This window comes from Aphanothece hegewaldii CCALA 016 (assembly GCF_003007785.1).
Lineage (GTDB): Bacteria > Cyanobacteriota > Cyanobacteriia > Cyanobacteriales > Microcystaceae > Chroococcus > Chroococcus hegewaldii.
Genome location: NZ_PXOH01000040.1, coordinates 1 through 17,261 on the forward strand (window position 1 = coordinate 1; position 17,261 = coordinate 17,261).

The following is a 17,261-nucleotide window of genomic DNA, read 5'->3' on the forward strand; positions in this document are numbered from 1 at the left end:
ATCAATTTAACGTGAGACGTTTACATAGTAATTATTCTACCCTTATTTCCTCTGGTTTCTCGTTTAAGTCCCATTAGTTACGGGTGCAACAGGTAAAACAGGTTTTTTAGTGTTACAAAAGCTAAAACAAAACTCAGATGAATTTGAAGAGATCGGGTTTGTTCGTTCAAGAGATAAAGCTTTACAATTATTTGGGACAAGCAAAGGATTGATCATAGGAAATATTCTAGATCAAAAAGCCCTTGAACCAGCAATGTCTGGATGTCAAGCCTTAGTTATTTTAACCAGTGCGATTCCAAAAATGGTTGCACCGCCGAAAGCCGGAGAAAGACCAGTTTTTGAATTTTCACCTGGAGAAATGCCAGAAACCATTGATTGGCTCGGTCAAAAAAATCAAATTGATGCAGCCAAAAAACAGGGAATTGAACACATTGTTTTAGTCGGTTCGATGGGTGGAACGAATGAAAATCATCCTTTAAACAGTCTGGGTAACGGAAAGATTTTGATCTGGAAACGGAAAGCCGAACAATATCTAATTAATTCAGGCATAGATTATAGTTACTAATTTTATAGTCAAATATTACACCGACTATTGATTAGCTTTGCAGTATTTTAACTCTGCTGGCTGAACTACACAACCTCTACAGAGTCCCTAACTTACGTTAGCCTTCCCGACTACTTTGATTGTTTCAGCAATTGTTCTAGTGAGCTAAAGTTTTTACGTCAACAGCTTATAATGTTAAGAGTTCAAGTTAACTTTTCCTTGTTGACAACCTGATAACTTTAAGGACTATTAAGTTTTTCAGGTGCTATAGCTAATATTTAACTATATTTATTTGCTTAGATTTAGCTATAGTTTCGTTAAAACTTTACAATACCATTATTCGGGCTGGCGGCTTATTAGATCAAACGGGAGGAGTGAGAGAATTACTCGTTTCAATCATATGATGCTTTCCTGACAAATCCGCCCAATGGTATTCCTACCTCGATCCCCAGAGCCGATGTCGCCGAAGTCGTTGTACAATCCCTTAGAGAAAGCAATGCAAGAAACAAGGCGTTTGATCTGATATCCATACCAGAAAATACACCTGAAGCGATTATTACAACTGACTTTAAAGCGTTATTTGCTCAAACAACATCAAGAATGTGAGAAGAAACTTTTTTACAATCATCTTGTCTATCTTTGGTACTTCAATTGATGAAATTTTAAACTCAGTGGTATTATCTTAGGTGCAGAGATTGAATTAGGATAGAGCAGTGTCATGACTCAAGCACCTGTATCGCCGGTGGTGCTAATTATCTTAGATGGTTGGGGCTATCGCAAAGAAAAAGAAGCCAACGCGATCGCATTGTCCAAAACCCCTGTAATGAATAGTTTGTGGGAAGTTTATCCCCGAACATTAATTCATACTTCTGGAAAAAATGTAGGACTACCTGTCGGTCAAATGGGTAATTCAGAAGTGGGACACCTGAATATCGGTGCTGGTCGCATTGTCCCACAAGAATTAGTCCGAATTTCTGATGCAATTGAAGATGGCTCAATTTTCAACAATACAGCCTTAGTTAAAATGTCTGAATCAGTACGTGCTAGGGGTGGCAAACTGCATTTAATTGGTTTATGCTCAGAAGGCGGTGTTCATTCCCATCTTGATCATTTATTAGGATTATTAGACTTTGCTAAATTACAAGCTATGCCAGAGGTTTGTATCCACGCAATTACAGATGGTCGAGATACCAGCATTACAGAAGGAATTACAGCACTGACGCGAATACAAGAGCATATTGATAAAATTGGGATTGGCCAAATTGTAACGATTAGTGGTCGTTACTTTGCGATGGATCGTGATCGTCGTTGGGATCGAGTCCAAAAAGCCTACGATGTCATGACGACTGACGGCACAGGAGACGGACGCAGCGCGACACAAGTATTAGAAGATTTCTATGCTCAAAATATTACCGACGAATTTATCCCCCCCATTAGGATAGCCCCAGGAGCAATAGAAGCAGGTGATGGAGTCATTTTCTATAATTTTCGTCCTGATCGGTCTAGACAGCTATGTCATGCCCTTACAATGCGAGATTTTAATGGGTTTGACCGAGAGATAATCGAGCCTTTGGGTTTTGTAACACTTACTCAATACGATGCAAAATTACCCGTCGCCGTTGCTTTTGAGCCGCAAAATTTAAACAATATTTTGGGTGAAGTGGTTGCAAGAGAAGGTTTACGTCAATTTAGGCTCGCCGAAACTGAAAAATATCCTCATGTGACTTATTTCTTTAATGGTGGCTTAGAAAAACCTTTTGATGGGGAAGATCGTGAATTGATTCAAAGTCCGATGGTGGCGACTTATGATCAAGCCCCTCTCATGTCCGCCGAAGCAGTTACCAAAACGGTTTGTACAGCGATCGAAAAAGGGATTTACTCTCTAATCATTCTGAATTATGCTAACCCCGATATGGTGGGACATACGGGAAACATCGAAGCGTCAATTCAAGCCATTGAAGCCGTTGATTACTATTTGGGAAAAGTTGTAGAAAGCGTCAATAAAATGGGAGGAACTGCTTTAATTACAGCAGATCACGGCAATGCTGAATATATGCGCGATGAAGAAGGGAATCCTTGGACAGCCCACACAACAAACCCTGTACCGTTTATTCTAATAGAAGGGGAAAAACGTAAAATTCTAGGTCATGGTACTAATGTAGAATTAAGAGATGATGGACGATTAGCCGATATCGCGCCAACCATTCTCGAAATTTTACAAATTCCCGTACCGTCAGAAATGACCGGGCGATCGCTAATTAAACCCTCGGAGTTTGAAATTAAACAAAACCGAACTCCGATACGCATTTCTCTGTAAAATATAATTCTTAAAGCCAAAAAACATGACAGCGACATTAATTGTACAAATTCTCTGGACAGTTTCAGCAAGTTTTTTAATTATTCTGGTTTTATTACATAGTCCCAAAGGCGATGGACTCGGCGGAATTGGTGGACAAGCTCAATTATTTACCAGTGCAAAAACGGCTGAAAAAACCCTTAATCAAATTACTTGGACATTAGCCATTATTTTTATGGCTTTGACTGTGATTTTAAGTGCTGGTTGGTTAGTTAATCAGTAAACAGTAATCAGTAATCAGTAAACAGTAAAGGAAAAATGACTATTCCTCACTGATGACTGGTGACTGGTGACTGTAAAATCCCTTTCAAAAATATTAAAATTTATGAAAAGAAATTTTTTGACTAACTTTCTTTCTTTTATTTTAGGACTGGTAATTGTTGCCAGTTTTTTTATCTTTAAAACATCTCTACAAGCACAAGAAACTCAACCTACTTTACCCGCGTTACAAATTCATCCATTACCCACTACACTAGAAAAATGGCAAAATACTAATGAGCAAGGTGATTATTTTTCTAGTCTGGTTTCGCTTCCCATTGGTGCTTTAATTTGGACACAATTTCCCATAAATGTATATTTAGAGCGACCGATAGATTCAGATACAACAACAGCTAGTTATCAACAGTTTCAAAAATGGGTTAATGCAGTCCAGACAGCGATTCAAGAATGGAATATTTATTTACCACTTGAAGAAGTTTCACAAAAAGAAATAGCTAATATTATAATTAAAAGAGATTTTCCGCCTCTATCTTCTACTATTAATCCAGATGGAAAATTAGAAATACCACGCGCTCGAACCGCACAAACTCGCTATGATTTAGAAATCACTCAAAATCAGCCAGCGACTTTAATTCATCGGATGACCATTTCAATTAGTCCGAGATTAAGTGAACTTTCAATACTTTCCGCCGCCCGTCATGAAATGGGTCACGCTTTGGGAATTTGGGGTCATAGTCCTGTCGAAACCGATGCTTTATACTTTTCTCAAGTTCGTAACACTCCAACAATTTCAGTTAGGGATATTAATACACTGCAAAAAATCTATCAACAACCTACTAGACTCGGTTGGACAATTCCTAATTCTTGAACAAAAAAAAAGGGTTTGAAAACCAAACCCTGATAGTTTATTAGTTCAAACAAACTGGTTTTAAATTACTGTTCGATCGGGAATTGTTGCATTTTTTAAGACAACAACAATACCACTGCGGATATAAAAACCTTTATCCTCTTGATTAGATTCCTCGATCCGATCTTTATTGATAATTAAAACATTTTTGCCAATGCGAGCATTTTTATCAATAATTGCCCGACGAATCGTTGAGCCAGTACCAATACCGATGGGGATTTTTTCTTGTTGTACCAGCGTTTCTCGTTCTGGGAAAGATTCATAATAATCTGACCCCATGAGCATTGTATCTTCGATCGTACAGTCTGATTCAACGCGAGTCCGAATTCCTAAGATAGAATGATGAATTCGACAATCTTTTAAAATACAGCCCTCACTAATCATGGATTCTGTAATCGTACAGTTGAGCATTTTCGTAGGGGGTAAATAGCGAGTCCGAGTATAAATCGGAGCTTTTTCATCGTAGAAACTAAAAGGCGGTAAAGGTTGTTGAGTCAGAGCTAAATTAGCTTCATAAAAAGCTTCTATTGTTCCGATATCTTCCCAATAACCTTTAAATAAATAGGCTTGTAAATTGTAATCAGTCGCCGACGCTGGAATAATTTCTTTACCAAAGTCAGTTTGTTCAGCATTTTTCTTGAGTAAATCAATTAAAACCTGTTTTTTGAAAACATAAATGCCCATTGACGCAATAAAAGGATACTGTCGAGCTTGTCCAGAACTTAAGCCCAAAATACTCGTATCTACTTGCATTTGTCGGAGAGCATCACCTTTTGGCTTTTCACTAAAATCAATAATCCGCCCTTGCTGATCAATCTTCATCAAACCAAATTCAGATGCTCTTCTTTCATCCATTGGAACAACCGAAAGCGTAATATCTGCTAAGGTTTCTCGGTGACGTTCAATGAAATGACAATAGTCCATACGATAGAGATGATCTCCTGATAAAATCAGAAATTCATCAACATCCCATTCCTCAAGTATCCAACTATACTGACGAACTGCATCAGCCGTTCCTTGAAACCATTGAGGATTTTCTGGCGTTTGTTGAGCGGCTAAAACCTCGACAAAACCTTCAGAAAAACCAGTAAAATTGTATGCTCGGCTCAGATGTCGGTTCAAAGACGCAGAATTAAATTGCGTCAGAACATATATTTTGTGAATATCGGAATTAATACAGTTGCTAATTGGAATATCGATTAAGCGGTATTTTCCAGCTAAGGGTACTGCTGGTTTAGCCCGCAGTTTGGTTAGTGGATACAGGCGAGTACCTGCGCCGCCTCCAAGTATAATAGCTAAGACTCTTTTCACGAAAAACCTCGCGATTGCCTGTGATCTCTCAAATCAAGTTTAGGACTATCTTACACCGATTAGGTAATAGGAAACAAAAGTCTATGATGAGAAGTCTGTCAAATAAAAAGTATTAAAGTTTAAACGTTCCATGAAGTTGCCTGGTAAGCTCTCGCTAGTATTTGTATTTCTCACGCTCCCTTACGTCTTTTCGTCAATTGCTGACTCAAATCATTGTCATTGGGCTGCTTGGGGACAGGAAATTAGAGAATTTGGCAGTAGAGGACAAGATGGACAAAACGGACAACTGGGTAATAATGGAAAAAATAGCGATAGTTTAACGATTTTTTCCGATGGTTCCCCACTCAATCTTAATTTAGCGGGACAAAGTGGGACAGATGGCGATAGTGGAGCGTCTGGGAAAGATAGTAATTGCAAAGACCAACCGAAAGAGCCAAACCGCAATTTACAGGGCGCTAACGGGGGTAGTGGTGGAAATGGTGGCGATGGTGGAAATGGTGGCGATGGTGGCGCATTAACGATTTATACCTCAAATCCTGCCAATCTTCGCCAAGTCTTTGTCAATGCGGCGGGTGGTAAAGGTGGACAACCAGGGGCGGGGGGTAATGGCGGTAAAGGCTGTGGTTGTAATCAAGTTTATTGGACGGTTCCGACTTGTACGGGTAAACCAGGCGATGCGAACTATAGCTGTACAACCCGCGAGTTTAGGTGTCAAAATGGTCTAGATGGTAAGAGTGGAACTAGCGGTCGAGTTGGGAAAGATGGTCGCCCAGGCAAACTAACACTGATTAATTTAGATCAGCCTTTAACTTCTGATCAACCTAGCGCCGCCGTGACAATGGCTGCTTTAAAAGATCGCGGTTTTGTTTTATCGAAAAATAAATGGGAAACGAGAACGGGTGCGATCGCTTTATTTGCCCCAGGTTCAGTGATTGATGATCAGTATTTGGCTTTAGTGGAACGGATGGAGCGTTCTTTTATTTTGATTTGGAATGCACCGCAGCCTTTTGAAAAATTTGCTAATAAACCTGTTACTTTGAGTTTAGAAGAAACAGGTGATATTAAAGCCGTTTTACCTAATGATCTTTGGCTCGAAGCTACCACCCAAAAGCGCAATAATGTTACAGAAATGGTGGTTTATAATGCGGTTTATAATCGTGATGTGGTTCAGCTAAAAAGTACAGGTATTTCGGGAAATGGCAACAACCTAAAGTTAGAGTTAGTCGATCAAGCGAGTCAGTCAAATCTAATTGGCTCAAAATTTCGCATAAAATATCGTGTTTCTCAATCTGATGATGCTTCTTACCGTGCGACAGATTTTATGACTAAATATGAAGGCGAAGTGCCTCCAGAATTAGTCACTTTTGAGGGAAATCGCTTTATTCTCGCTATCGGAAAACTTCCCATTGATCCTGACTATCTTCGTTCTGGTACAGGTGTCGAAATTGAAGTTACAGCAACTCGTACTTTTGCAGGCTATTCTAAGGAACAAAAAGTTACCGAACGGGGGGTAATTCGTGGGATTAGACAGTAACCTTTAATCTAATTCCTCATAATTCCCTCTCCATATATAGACAGATTCCTTATAGTTCCCTCTCCTTTAGGAGGGGGTTAGGGGGAGGTGGAGAGGGTTAGGGTGAGGTTCATTTCACGCAGGATAGATCCGTAAACGGCGGTTAGGTTCTTCCCCAAAACTATCGGACTGCAAGCGGTAGTGTTCGACTAACTCATGCTGCATTTTCCGCACTTTTGCCGATCGCGGTAATAATTCTACAGGTTGTCCGGTGGGTATTACAATCTGTTCTACGGCTAATCTGGCTTCTTCGAGGGCTTCGAGTTCATCATCACTGCCATTGTGGGCAAATAGACGAATATCTGTCGCCTCTGACTGAGGATCATCGATGCCTAAAATTCGTTTTAAACCTCGACTAATTTGGGGAATAGTATTAGATTTTATGCCGTGAATCGGAATTTGACGACCTTTGGCCATTTGTCTAAGTTTAGAATGGGTTTTTACTTGCGATCGCAACGCTAAAACCGCATCAGCACCATTTAGGTCTTTTGTCAAGACTATCGGCAAATCTAATAATTGTACCACCTGATCCATTTGAGCGCGACCTATCCCATAAGGATAAACATACACTGGCCAATCTTCCCCATTTGGCCCAGGGTTCCGCAGTTTTTCGCTCTCAGGTTCTGAGCCAAACCAAGACTGTTCAAGCATTTGCTCAAAATCATCATGAGGTTTTTTGGGCATACTATTAGGTGCAGCGAGTGGAGTCATTCGCCCAGAAGCACGCCATCCAGAGGGACGAGCCGGTAAGCTTAAACCTCCATTTTGTTGTCCATTACTATAAGGTTCAGGGGTAGGATTTTCTTGAGTAATTTGGACATCCCCATTTTCATCAACGCTTCTAACTTGTAATGCAGGTACACGCCCTCTGAGTAAGAGATCAATGGTGTCAGATACATCTTCATGCACTACCCAGCGTTGTCGTTCCATCATTTCGACGGCAATATCGAAAGTTGGCGGGGCTTTTCGTTCAAGTACGGTTTTTTGTGAACCGCGTCGTCTTGCTTCTTCATCTCCCAAAGTAACAGCTTGAATTCCTCCCACCAAATCTGATAAGGTAGGATTCTTGATCAAGTTTTCGAGTCGGTTGCCGTGTGCGGTTCCCACTAGCTGTACCCCCCGTTCAGCAATGGTTCTCGCGGCTAAGGCTTCTAATTCTGTGCCAATTTCATCAATGACGATCACTTCGGGCATATGATTTTCCACGGCCTCAATCATTACTTGATGCTGTAGTTCTGGACTTGCCACCTGCATTCGTCGCGCCCGTCCGATCGCTGGATGAGGAATATCGCCATCGCCCGCAATTTCGTTAGAGGTATCGATGATCACGACTCGTTTATGGAGATCATCGGCTAAAACTCTGGCAATTTCGCGTAATGCGGTTGTTTTTCCGACTCCTGGACGACCTAACAGAAGGATCGATTTTCCGGTTTCGACTAATTCTGAGATCATAGCGATCGTCCCAAAAATCGCACGACCGATCCGACAGGTTAAACCGATAATTTCTCCAGTACGGTTGCGAATGGCACTGATCCGATGCAAGGTTCGTTCAATTCCTGCCCGGTTATCACCGCTAAACGTTCCGACTCGTTCGATACAATGTTGTAAATCTTCTTTGGTAACTGGAATATCACCTAAATACACCGCCTCATTAGGGAAACGAGCTTCGGGTAGTCTACCTAAGTCCATAACGACTTCTACTAACTGATCCCGTAAGGGGTGCGTCTCAATTTTCTGATAAATTGGTTCTGGCAAGATGTCCAGTAATTTGTGCAAATCATCAGTTACAAGCGACCGTTGAGAAGACAATTGTGTTGGCATCAATGTGATATAGGTTATTAATTGAGTTGTTTTTTTTAAAACAGAGTTGCTGACAGGGGATCAACTTACCCACTAGGATATCGTCAATCGGCCAGAAATGAGGGAGGTAACTTCAAAAAATCTGACTTTAGTTGACCAACTAGAGAATAAGCTTTACTGACGGTTTCTTTTAAGTATTCCCTATGATTTTCTAAAGGCTGATTTTGACTCTCTAATTCTTCTAAAATGGGCAGTAGTAAGGCACGAGCATAACTTCCATAAGCAACCCCAGAAATTCCGTTTTGTGTCTTAAGCAGTCCCATTTCTTTTAATTTGGTCACTGTATGATGGTTTGTTCCTCCCGCTAGTTGGACATAACCGGGTAATTCACTCGATAAGACTTTTTGTGCCATTTTTATCGCTGGATGGGTTGTTCCTTTCCCGATATCACCACTCATGGGACGACCGTCAGTTTGCCATATTAGAGGACACGATAGAGGGTTAATGGTTTTGGATAATGCCGTAAGATAAGGAATGAGATTTGGATGATCTTGACAGCTAATGGCTAATAATTTTAGCTGCTCACTTATTGGTTTAATTTCACTCCAAAGTCTTTTAAAATCCTCTAAATGTCCTACCTGAGTATGAATTTCAATGGCATCAACGCCCATTTCTTGTAAGAATGATGTTACAGCCGTTGGTGTCGAGACATACGATCGCGCTACAATAATTTGATCTGGACAAATCGGAATACATCGCCCGCATCCATAGCAACGCTGATCTATGACTCCTTGATGATCGATCGCGCTTGCTGGACAAACGCTCTCACAAGGACGAGGACAATTCAAAGGACAAAGTTCGGGGTTAAATTCTGCTTTGCGAAAATGCGGATCTTCTCCATCATTTAAGCTAACCATTAACCAAGGTTTATCGGGTCTGTTTTGGGCTGCTTCTATTCCCTCTTTTGCTGCTGTAATCACTGCTGGATCAGCCGCAACATCAATACAATCTACTCCAGCAAGTGTATAAGCTAGAGATAAACTACGGATCGTTGGAAGGTCTTGATAACTTGCGCCACAAATCAGCTTAAACCAGTGACCTTCTTCTAATGAATTCAAAGGCGAGTAAGGTTTGTTCACTCTTATAGTTTAACGAAAATCAGGGTAATTAGAAAGTGTGCATGATCGGTTATCCTCATTAATTTCACTTTGAATTACATTGTACTACAAAAAAAGAGGTTTGTCTTTAGATTAGTCCATTTGGTACTTAAAGTCCGTGGACTTAAAAGCATCAAATCTTTTTTACTATTTTTATGACAACACCGAATGAGAAAGATATTAAAAAAAAATTTGGGGAGCGTCTGCGTCACTTGAGAAATACTCGTGGACTGTCTCAAGAGAATTTAGCTCATTTGTGTGAGCTTGATAGAAGTTATATCGGAGGGGTTGAACGTGGAGAAAGAAATATAAGTCTCTTAAATATTAAAAAAATTGCAGATGCTTTATGTATTTCGCCAAAAGAGTTTTTTGATGAGTAGCATTCCTGATAATATACGTCTTAAAGAATTAGTGATTGTTGCTAATTTAAATAAACCTTTTTTTGATGATTTGATAATTTTCTTACAAACTGAGGGTTATGTTGAACTCTACGAATTTGTTAAAGAGCAAGATGTATCTAAAGCCAAGAGAGTAATTAAAACATATTTTGAGCGTAAAATTCCCAATAACTTGAAATTATATGATGGCATAGCTCGTCCATACTCTGAAAATAAAGCAAAGTGGTTATTATTAGGATGGATTTTTAGAGATGCTCCAGAACAACGGTTAAAAGGATTTTTAAAGAGTTTTAGTGGAACACAAAATGAGCGTAAAGCTGAACTAATAAATCAAGTCAGACAGTATGCGTTTAGTGTTTTGCCTGAGCGTGAAAGATGGGACTGGCTACCTATTTTTGAAGTCATGATTGATCGATTAGAAGGTAGTCGTCGTTCTATTAAAGGAAATCTGTTCGAGGAAATTGTCAGACGCAATCTTAACGAGATTTTTGTCAAAAATAATATTGAGCTTTTGGTTGATAAAACTCAAATTAAGCTTGATGGTGAAACATATGATATCAAAGTAAGCGGAAAGCAAGGTACTATTCTTATCCCAGTTAAAACACGCGAAACAATGGGCGGCGGTCATGCTTTATTATTTACTAGAGACATTCATAAAGCAATATCAGTAGCCAGTCAATCTGGGTATGAATGTATACCGATTATTATTGCAGAGTCTTGGACAGGTAATTTAAATCAATTAAATTGTCAGAATGTTATTCACATTGACAAAAATCCAAATCAAGTTAATGAAGTAGAACCAATACTGATTAAAGAATTTGAACGCTTGCTCGAAGTCTTTCGCTCTTTTATATAAATTTTAGATTGAAAAAATTCTTTTTACTGCTATTTCACAGTACTGTTTATTCAGTTCAATACCGATAAACTTGCGTCCTAAATTAAGAGAAACAAGTCCTGTGGTTCCTGCACCAAAAAATGGATCAAGAACTAACGAGCCTTCGGGTGCGCCTGCTTTGATACAGGGTTCTATTAACTTTTCTGGAAAAACGGCAAAATGAGCTTCTCTAAATTTGGAGAGTGGTACTTCCCAAACAGTTCTTTTATTCCTGCCTTTTGGGTGAAATGCTTGATCCCAACGACCATTATGTAAATTGGAGTTACCAGCATTTTTTCCCTGTTCTGGTGTTCCTCCTTTTTTGCCTAGGTGGTTACGTCCTCCTCGCATTTTACTATTGTCTGAAAAGGTTACATGAGGTTCACGGATGGCATCCGCATCGTAATAGTATTTTGGGTTTTTGGCAAATAAAAATAGATATTCGTGATCAGTTGTTGGACGATTTTGTACAGAGGATGGCATTGCATTGGGTTTGTACCAAATAATATCAGATCTTAAAATCCAGTTTCTTTCTTTAAGAGCAATTGCTAATTGCCAAGGAAGTCCCGCTAAACTACCATCTATATACTTGTCGCCGATATTAAGCCAAAGTGTGCCATCTTCTTTTAGAATTCTTTTTATCTGATCAAATATTTCAAGAAGACGGTTTAAATAGTTATTTGGGGTCTTTTCTATTCCTATTTGGTCTTGGGTACAATAATCACGTTGACCATAATAGGGAGGACTGGTAACAACTGTCTGTATGATAGAATCTGGCAATTTTTTTAGAACTTCTAATGCTTCTCCATTCAAAATAACGTTAGCTTGGTTGTAGTCAACTTGATCGAGATCTTCCACATTAATGATCAGCTTTCTATCCAACCCCATAAATAGGGGAAGGTTGGCAGTAATAGGGTTCAGTGGAATAGTCATATTTTTCAAGAGGTACTTATAGTCATCATAGTTGATTGGGTCTTTTACGCAAGCACGAACCTTCTTTTTAAACCTGAATAATTAATCGATCGGAAGCGCGACTATAAGCGACATAAAGGCTTTTGTAACGTTCTATTTCATTTGGATTGCGTAAAATATCTTTTTGTGCTACAAAAACATTCTGAAATGTTGAACCTTGTCCTTTATGACTGGTCATAGCATAGGCATAATTAACTTGAGCATAGCGATTTCTCAGTGTCCAGTAATTCTCCCAAGGATTTTTGACCTTGTCTAATTTTTTAGTTCGCGCTTGTTCGGCTTTTTGAGCAAGATCAGCTTGAAATTTCTCATAAGAAGACGCATCTAATACCTTCAAAATATGTTCTTGTTCTTCTTCATCCACGACTTTTAATCGCCAAAAGTTATAACCAGAACTACTACGGTATTCGGCTGTAATTACTTGACATTCGGCACTGGCATTCATTAATATTGTTTCTTCTTCTTCATAGGGATCGAAAATTGTATCTTTTGCGATAAGTCTTTCTCCCGCGACATATGGCTGATCTGCCTCTTTGTAAAGAGCATGACGGATATGATGATTTAGATAGTCTACTGTTTTGTTTGTCCATGCGATCGCTCTAACATAATCAGGATTTTTTTGATATGTAGGAGACTGAAACGCTTTTACCATCTGTTGTAGCCATTTTGATTTTTCTAATACCCATACTCCTTGAGATTGATCAGGGCTAAAATTACTGTGGGTGACTAGAGAACCATTTTGGGTAAAGACTTGTTCTCGTGCCGTTTGAATCATTGTCGAGATAGGATTTGAGGTTTGATTTCGCATGATTTGTGTCAGTTCAGCTTGTGCGGAAATTGCACTAAACACGGGTGATTCTATTTCGTGGACGGGGGGTAATTGTGCAGGATCTCCCATGCAGATTACTTTTACATTGCGTTTTGGGACGATTGTAGATAGGAGTTGCCATAATTTAGAAGACACCATCGACGCTTCATCTAAAATCACGAGTTTGTATTTTTTGAGTTTAGAGTCTCGTCCTTCGACTAATGTTCGTCCTCCTTCTTCGTCGTAGTCTAACGTTAATCCAAGAAGCTGATAAATTGTGGCAAAATCAACGTTTTGAATTTTCCAAGTATCAGCCATATTTTTTAGCACTTTGACTGCTTTGTGAGTGGGTGCAGCACAAGCTATCCAAATATTTCTATTTTCGCTTTGCAATTTTTGGATGAGTGCTTGGATGGTAAAGGTTTTCCCCGTTCCTGCATAACCTTTGAGTAAGAAAAAATGAGCGTCAGAGTCGAGAAACGATCGCATTGCAAAAAGAGCCGATTTTTGTTGGTCATTCAATTGCTTGAATATGGGTGATTCTGGCTGTATTTTTACTCGTTGCTTTGTTTTCTGTTGTTTTAGGCTCATTCGCTTTCAAGGTTAATACTATTGTTTCCATTCCAGTTTACTCTCGAATTTGTCTGATTCTCTCGTTGCAGTTTTCGATATATCGAGATATATTAAAAATAACGATATATCGTTATGTATCAAATTAGAGGAAATAGAGATGTTTCGATATACCTATTTTTACGCTCCAGCATGGGCAGGAGCAGATTTTGGCCCCCAATTTGAAAGAAATCAATCGTTTAGCCAATGCAGAGGATCGAAAAGAGGGTGGGGAGATCAACCTCGGATGCAACGCGGTGAAATCAAGTTTATTTTATTAGAACTCCTATCAGAAAACCCAAAACATGGTTATGAACTGATTAAAGAGTTAGAATCACGGTTTTGTCGTGTTAGTCCAGGTTCGGTTTATCCAACACTTCAGATGTTAGAAGATGGGGGTTATTTGACCAGTGAGGCAGTAGATGATAAACGGGTGTATACTATCACAGAGAGTGGTAGACAGTTACTCAATGAGCGTCAGAGACCCCAGAAAGAGTCAATGCGCGGTCAACCGTCACCCGAACTGATGGAGTTACGAACATCGGTGACTGAATTAAATGATGCGATCGCAATTGTCGCTCGTAGTGGTACACCAGAACAAACCTTACAAGTACGCGACTTACTAACTCAGTTAAAGCGCGAAATTTATAAGATGCTTTCGGAGTAGTTTAGAGGTTATTGGGATCGAGTTGAATTTTCCAGACATCTTCGGCAGTTCTTGGAGTAGGAGAACCGATATCATTATTTGAGTCACTTGATTCTAATCCAAAACTGAAACGACGATTAATGGGAATAAATCCGATTCTTCCGTAGCCGATGATATTGTTAGGATCTGATATACGCGGTGTTCCTAGATTTAGGATGACCTGACTATCATCGGTAAAATAGAGGATTGCTCGATCTCCTTTAAATTCTACCATTACGTCATACACGCCACCTGTTTTCTGATAGTAGGCTTTTGCAGGAAACTTTTGATTATCGATGTTTTTTCCTTCATATTCAGCCGCTATTACAGGTGTAGTCAATAATACTGTAGATAAAATGAGCGAGAATTTCATAGGTTTTTTTTCTTAGCTTAATGTTTATCTCTGATTTTGGCTTCTCTTGAAATGAATATTTTTTCTAAGAATTGGTTTTTAATTTTAGTCAAATCTAGGGTTTGGAGACCAAACCCCTACAATTTCGGTATTTATTTACATATAGGGTAGTTGGTATTATTCTTTTTTTTCAGCGATATTAGGGGGTTTACCTGGTGCATTTTCAATCGCAGCGAGCGCCGCACGAGATCCCGCAAGTATATCGCGTTCTTCTCCCCCTAAATAAAGTCGTCCAAAGCTTCCGACTGCTGTTACTTGTAGAATATTAATTAAAGCGGCTTTTTCAGCTTCATTGGCGGCTAATGCGGCATATGCGGCGGGTTGAACTTCTAATACATATAATGTTTGTCCTGCGAGTAACATTTGTCCGCGACGATTTCGATTAATTAATTGACTTTGGTACGGATCTATGTTACGGATAATTTGGCTGGAGACGACTTGCGGTTTGATGCAGTCTCTGGTAGTGACTCCTAAATATTGTACGATCGCTTGTCCTGCTGCTCTAACTTCCCCTTGATTGCTAGAATGAATCTCTAAAAGTCCGTACAATCGTTCAATAAATAGGACTCCTGGACGCACGACAGCCGATTTAAGCGCGATATCTGTAATTTTATTAATTTCTATACCGGGTGAAACTTCAATCCACAGAGACGCATCTCCTGGTATGGGTAAATATCCTAGTGCAACTGTACCAATGTAAGCGGCGTGTTGTTGCTGCAAGTTATCTAAATAAACGTAGCTACGAAGTTCGACACCCAAGTTAAATAATCTCCTTATTTCTCCCCTAGTTAGATTAGCGTATTCTGAAGGGTTTTCTGTTAAGTTGCGTTGGCAATTCTAAACGCGATCAGATGCACTAGATTGTTATCATGGGTAAGTGATTTTTTTAGCCGCTTAATGTAATGAAAATCCAATCCTTACCACTTGATGTCATTAATTTGATTGCTGCTGGTGAGGTTATTGATTCTCCAGTAGCAGTCGTTAGAGAATTAGTAGAGAATGCGCTTGATGCAACAGCTAATCGAATCGTGATCTCTATCTATCCTCAATTATGGCGCATCCAAGTGTCTGATAATGGCAATGGTATGATCTTAGACGATTTAAAAGTCTGTAGTCAGCCACACAGTACCAGTAAGATTTATAGTCATGATGATTTATGGCGTATTACCAGTTTAGGATTTAGGGGCGAAGCTTTACACAGTATTGCTCAAGTTGCTGAATTAGAGATTGCTAGTCGTTCGGTATGGGATGATGATTTAGGATGGCGTGTGCGTTATACTCCACATGGGGAAATCGAAAATATAACAGCCGCAGCGATCGCATCAGGTACAATTATTACAGTCTCTAACTTGTTTAATAATCTTCCTGTCCGTCGCAACGCTTTAAGAGCAATTAACCAGCAACTTAAAGGGATACAATCTTTAATTCATCAAGTCGCGTTGTGTCATCCTTCTGTCACGTGGCAAGTAACCCGTGATGATACACCTTGGTTTAAGATTAGTCCTAGTACGAGTTCTCATCACATTTTACCGCAAATCCTCAAAAGCGTTCATCATACGGATTTACAAGCGTTAACTTTAGATATAGAAACTCCTCAAGATGATTGTTCTAATATTCAAAGAACTATTTCTAAAATTGAATTAGTGGTTGGTTTACCTGATCGTTGTCATCGTCATCGTCTCGATTGGGTTAAAATTGCAGTTAATGGTCGTATGATCCGTAATTCTGATTTAGAACAGACGATTATTACTGCCTTTGCTAGAACTTTACCACGCGATCGATATCCTGTCTGTTTCTTACACTTACAAACGTGTCCGAGTTTGATTGATTGGAATAGACACCCGACGAAATCTGAAATATATTTGCAATCTCTTTCATTTTGGCAAGAACAAATTCAAAATGCCATTGATCAAGCTTTAAAAATTAGTCCTGCAAACCTGAGTACTGCTTTCTATAATACTCGCGTCAGTAATTTGATTAAAGCAGCAGAGGAGAAAAGTAGCTATCACTTTACACCCACAGCAAAAAGCGAGACGATTAAATCTAAAGATGATTTGGGATTAATCGAATTAATTGCCGTTGCCCAAGTACGGAATACTTATATTGTAGCGGAACATGACAACGGTTTATGGTTAGTTGAACAACATATTGCACATGAAAGGGTGTTATATGAAAAGTTACAGGATCATTGGGAGATTATTTCCTTAGAGACTCCAATTATTTTAAAACAACTTAGTGAGCGTCAAGTTGAGCAATTAAAAGAATTAGGATTAGAAATAGAAACTTTTGGGGAACAACTTTGGGCCGTTCGTAGCGCACCGAAAATGTTATCTGAACGAAATGATTGTAAAGAAGCTTTAATAGAATTAAGTTGGGGAGGAGATTTAGAAACCGCACAAGTCGCTACAGCGTGTCGAAGTGCTATTAGAAATGGAACTGCTTTAACTTTAGTTGAAATGCAGACAATTTTAAATCAATGGAAATGTACACGTAATCCTAGAACTTGTCCTCATGGTAGACCCATTTACTTATCTTTGGAAGAGTCTTCCCTGTCTCGTTATTTCCGTCGTCATTGGGTAATAGGGAAAAGTCACGGAATTAGTTAAATTAAAAAGACCCCGAAAATAGTTCGAGGC

General features: G+C 39.3%; 15 protein-coding genes and 1 pseudogene. 9 read left to right on the plus strand and 7 right to left on the minus strand.

From position 1 onward, the window contains the following. Window positions 1-73: 73 nt before the first annotated feature. From C7H19_RS22035 to C7H19_RS22055, 4 genes and pseudogenes are all read left to right on the plus strand, one after another. Window positions 74-559 (plus strand): annotated as a pseudogene (locus C7H19_RS22035) (NAD(P)H-binding protein); the annotation flags it as partial. Window positions 560-1,262: 703 nt separating this feature from the next. Beyond that, window positions 1,263-2,861, plus strand: a complete 1,599-nt coding sequence (gpmI, locus tag C7H19_RS22045) for a 2,3-bisphosphoglycerate-independent phosphoglycerate mutase (protein ID WP_106459076.1) — start codon at window positions 1,263-1,265, stop codon at window positions 2,859-2,861. 25 nt (window positions 2,862-2,886) lie between these two features. After that, window positions 2,887-3,123, plus strand: a complete 237-nt coding sequence (secG, locus tag C7H19_RS22050) for a preprotein translocase subunit SecG (protein ID WP_106459077.1) — start codon at window positions 2,887-2,889, stop codon at window positions 3,121-3,123. A 102-nt stretch (window positions 3,124-3,225) separates the two neighbouring features. Beyond that, the gene (locus C7H19_RS22055; RefSeq protein WP_106459078.1) at window positions 3,226-3,987 is read left to right on the plus strand and encodes a peptidase; all 762 of its coding nucleotides are present in this window, start codon (window positions 3,226-3,228) and stop codon (window positions 3,985-3,987) included. A gap of 60 nt (window positions 3,988-4,047) precedes the next feature. Here the strand turns inward: C7H19_RS22055 and C7H19_RS22060 are convergent, their stop codons facing one another. Beyond that, window positions 4,048-5,337 (minus strand): glucose-1-phosphate adenylyltransferase, encoded by a 1,290-nt coding sequence (locus tag C7H19_RS22060; protein WP_106459079.1) that lies wholly within the window; start codon window positions 5,335-5,337, stop codon window positions 4,048-4,050. Between the two features lie 130 nt (window positions 5,338-5,467). Between C7H19_RS22060 and C7H19_RS22065 the strand changes: the two genes are divergently transcribed. Further along, window positions 5,468-6,871 carry a hypothetical protein gene (locus tag C7H19_RS22065; RefSeq protein WP_106459080.1) on the plus strand — a complete coding sequence of 468 codons (1,404 nt, stop codon included), beginning with the start codon at window positions 5,468-5,470 and terminating at the stop codon, window positions 6,869-6,871. Window positions 6,872-6,985: 114 nt separating this feature from the next. Here C7H19_RS22065 and C7H19_RS22070 read toward each other — a convergent pair whose 3' ends face one another. Both C7H19_RS22070 and ldpA read right to left on the minus strand, forming a co-directional pair. After that, a complete protein-coding gene (locus tag C7H19_RS22070) occupies window positions 6,986-8,731 on the minus strand; it encodes a R3H domain-containing nucleic acid-binding protein (RefSeq protein WP_106459081.1) in 1,746 nt (581 codons plus the stop codon). Window positions 8,732-8,814: 83 nt separating this feature from the next. Beyond that, window positions 8,815-9,849: a circadian clock protein LdpA gene (gene ldpA / locus C7H19_RS22075; protein ID WP_106459082.1), complete on the minus strand. Its 1,035-nt coding sequence runs from the start codon at window positions 9,847-9,849 to the stop codon at window positions 8,815-8,817. A 173-nt stretch (window positions 9,850-10,022) separates the two neighbouring features. On the opposite strand from ldpA, the gene C7H19_RS22080 reads away from it, so the two are divergent. Beyond that, on the plus strand, window positions 10,023-10,247 hold the full coding sequence (locus tag C7H19_RS22080) for a helix-turn-helix domain-containing protein (RefSeq protein ID WP_106459083.1): 225 nt from the start codon (window positions 10,023-10,025) through the stop codon (window positions 10,245-10,247). Continuing rightward, window positions 10,240-11,121 carry a hypothetical protein gene (locus C7H19_RS22085; protein WP_106459084.1) on the plus strand — a complete coding sequence of 294 codons (882 nt, stop codon included), beginning with the start codon at window positions 10,240-10,242 and terminating at the stop codon, window positions 11,119-11,121. The genes C7H19_RS22080 and C7H19_RS22085 overlap by 8 nt, the downstream gene beginning before the upstream one ends. A 3-nt stretch (window positions 11,122-11,124) precedes the next feature. On the opposite strand, the gene C7H19_RS22090 is transcribed toward C7H19_RS22085, so the two are convergent. Together C7H19_RS22090 and C7H19_RS22095 are read right to left on the minus strand one after the other, a co-directional pair. After that, window positions 11,125-12,072 (minus strand): DNA-methyltransferase, encoded by a 948-nt coding sequence (locus C7H19_RS22090; protein ID WP_106459085.1) that lies wholly within the window; start codon window positions 12,070-12,072, stop codon window positions 11,125-11,127. A 67-nt stretch (window positions 12,073-12,139) separates the two neighbouring features. Further along, entirely contained in the window at window positions 12,140-13,510 is a 1,371-nt protein-coding gene (locus C7H19_RS22095; protein WP_106459086.1) for an ATP-dependent DNA helicase, read from the minus strand. A 139-nt stretch (window positions 13,511-13,649) separates the two neighbouring features. Here C7H19_RS22095 and C7H19_RS22100 point away from each other — a divergent pair, with 139 nt between their 5' ends. Further along, window positions 13,650-14,195 carry a PadR family transcriptional regulator gene (locus C7H19_RS22100; RefSeq protein WP_106459087.1) on the plus strand — a complete coding sequence of 182 codons (546 nt, stop codon included), beginning with the start codon at window positions 13,650-13,652 and terminating at the stop codon, window positions 14,193-14,195. A 1-nt stretch (window position 14,196) separates the two neighbouring features. Here C7H19_RS22100 and C7H19_RS22105 read toward each other — a convergent pair whose 3' ends face one another. Together C7H19_RS22105 and ccmP are read right to left on the minus strand one after the other, a co-directional pair. Then, window positions 14,197-14,586: a hypothetical protein gene (locus C7H19_RS22105; RefSeq protein WP_106459088.1), complete on the minus strand. Its 390-nt coding sequence runs from the start codon at window positions 14,584-14,586 to the stop codon at window positions 14,197-14,199. Between the two features lie 156 nt (window positions 14,587-14,742). Beyond that, window positions 14,743-15,384 carry a beta-carboxysome protein CcmP gene (gene ccmP, locus C7H19_RS22110; protein WP_106459089.1) on the minus strand — a complete coding sequence of 214 codons (642 nt, stop codon included), beginning with the start codon at window positions 15,382-15,384 and terminating at the stop codon, window positions 14,743-14,745. A 143-nt stretch (window positions 15,385-15,527) separates the two neighbouring features. Between ccmP and mutL the strand changes: the two genes are divergently transcribed. Then, on the plus strand, window positions 15,528-17,231 hold the full coding sequence (gene mutL, locus C7H19_RS22115) for a DNA mismatch repair endonuclease MutL (protein WP_106459090.1): 1,704 nt from the start codon (window positions 15,528-15,530) through the stop codon (window positions 17,229-17,231). The last annotated feature ends 30 nt before the right edge of the window (window positions 17,232-17,261 follow it).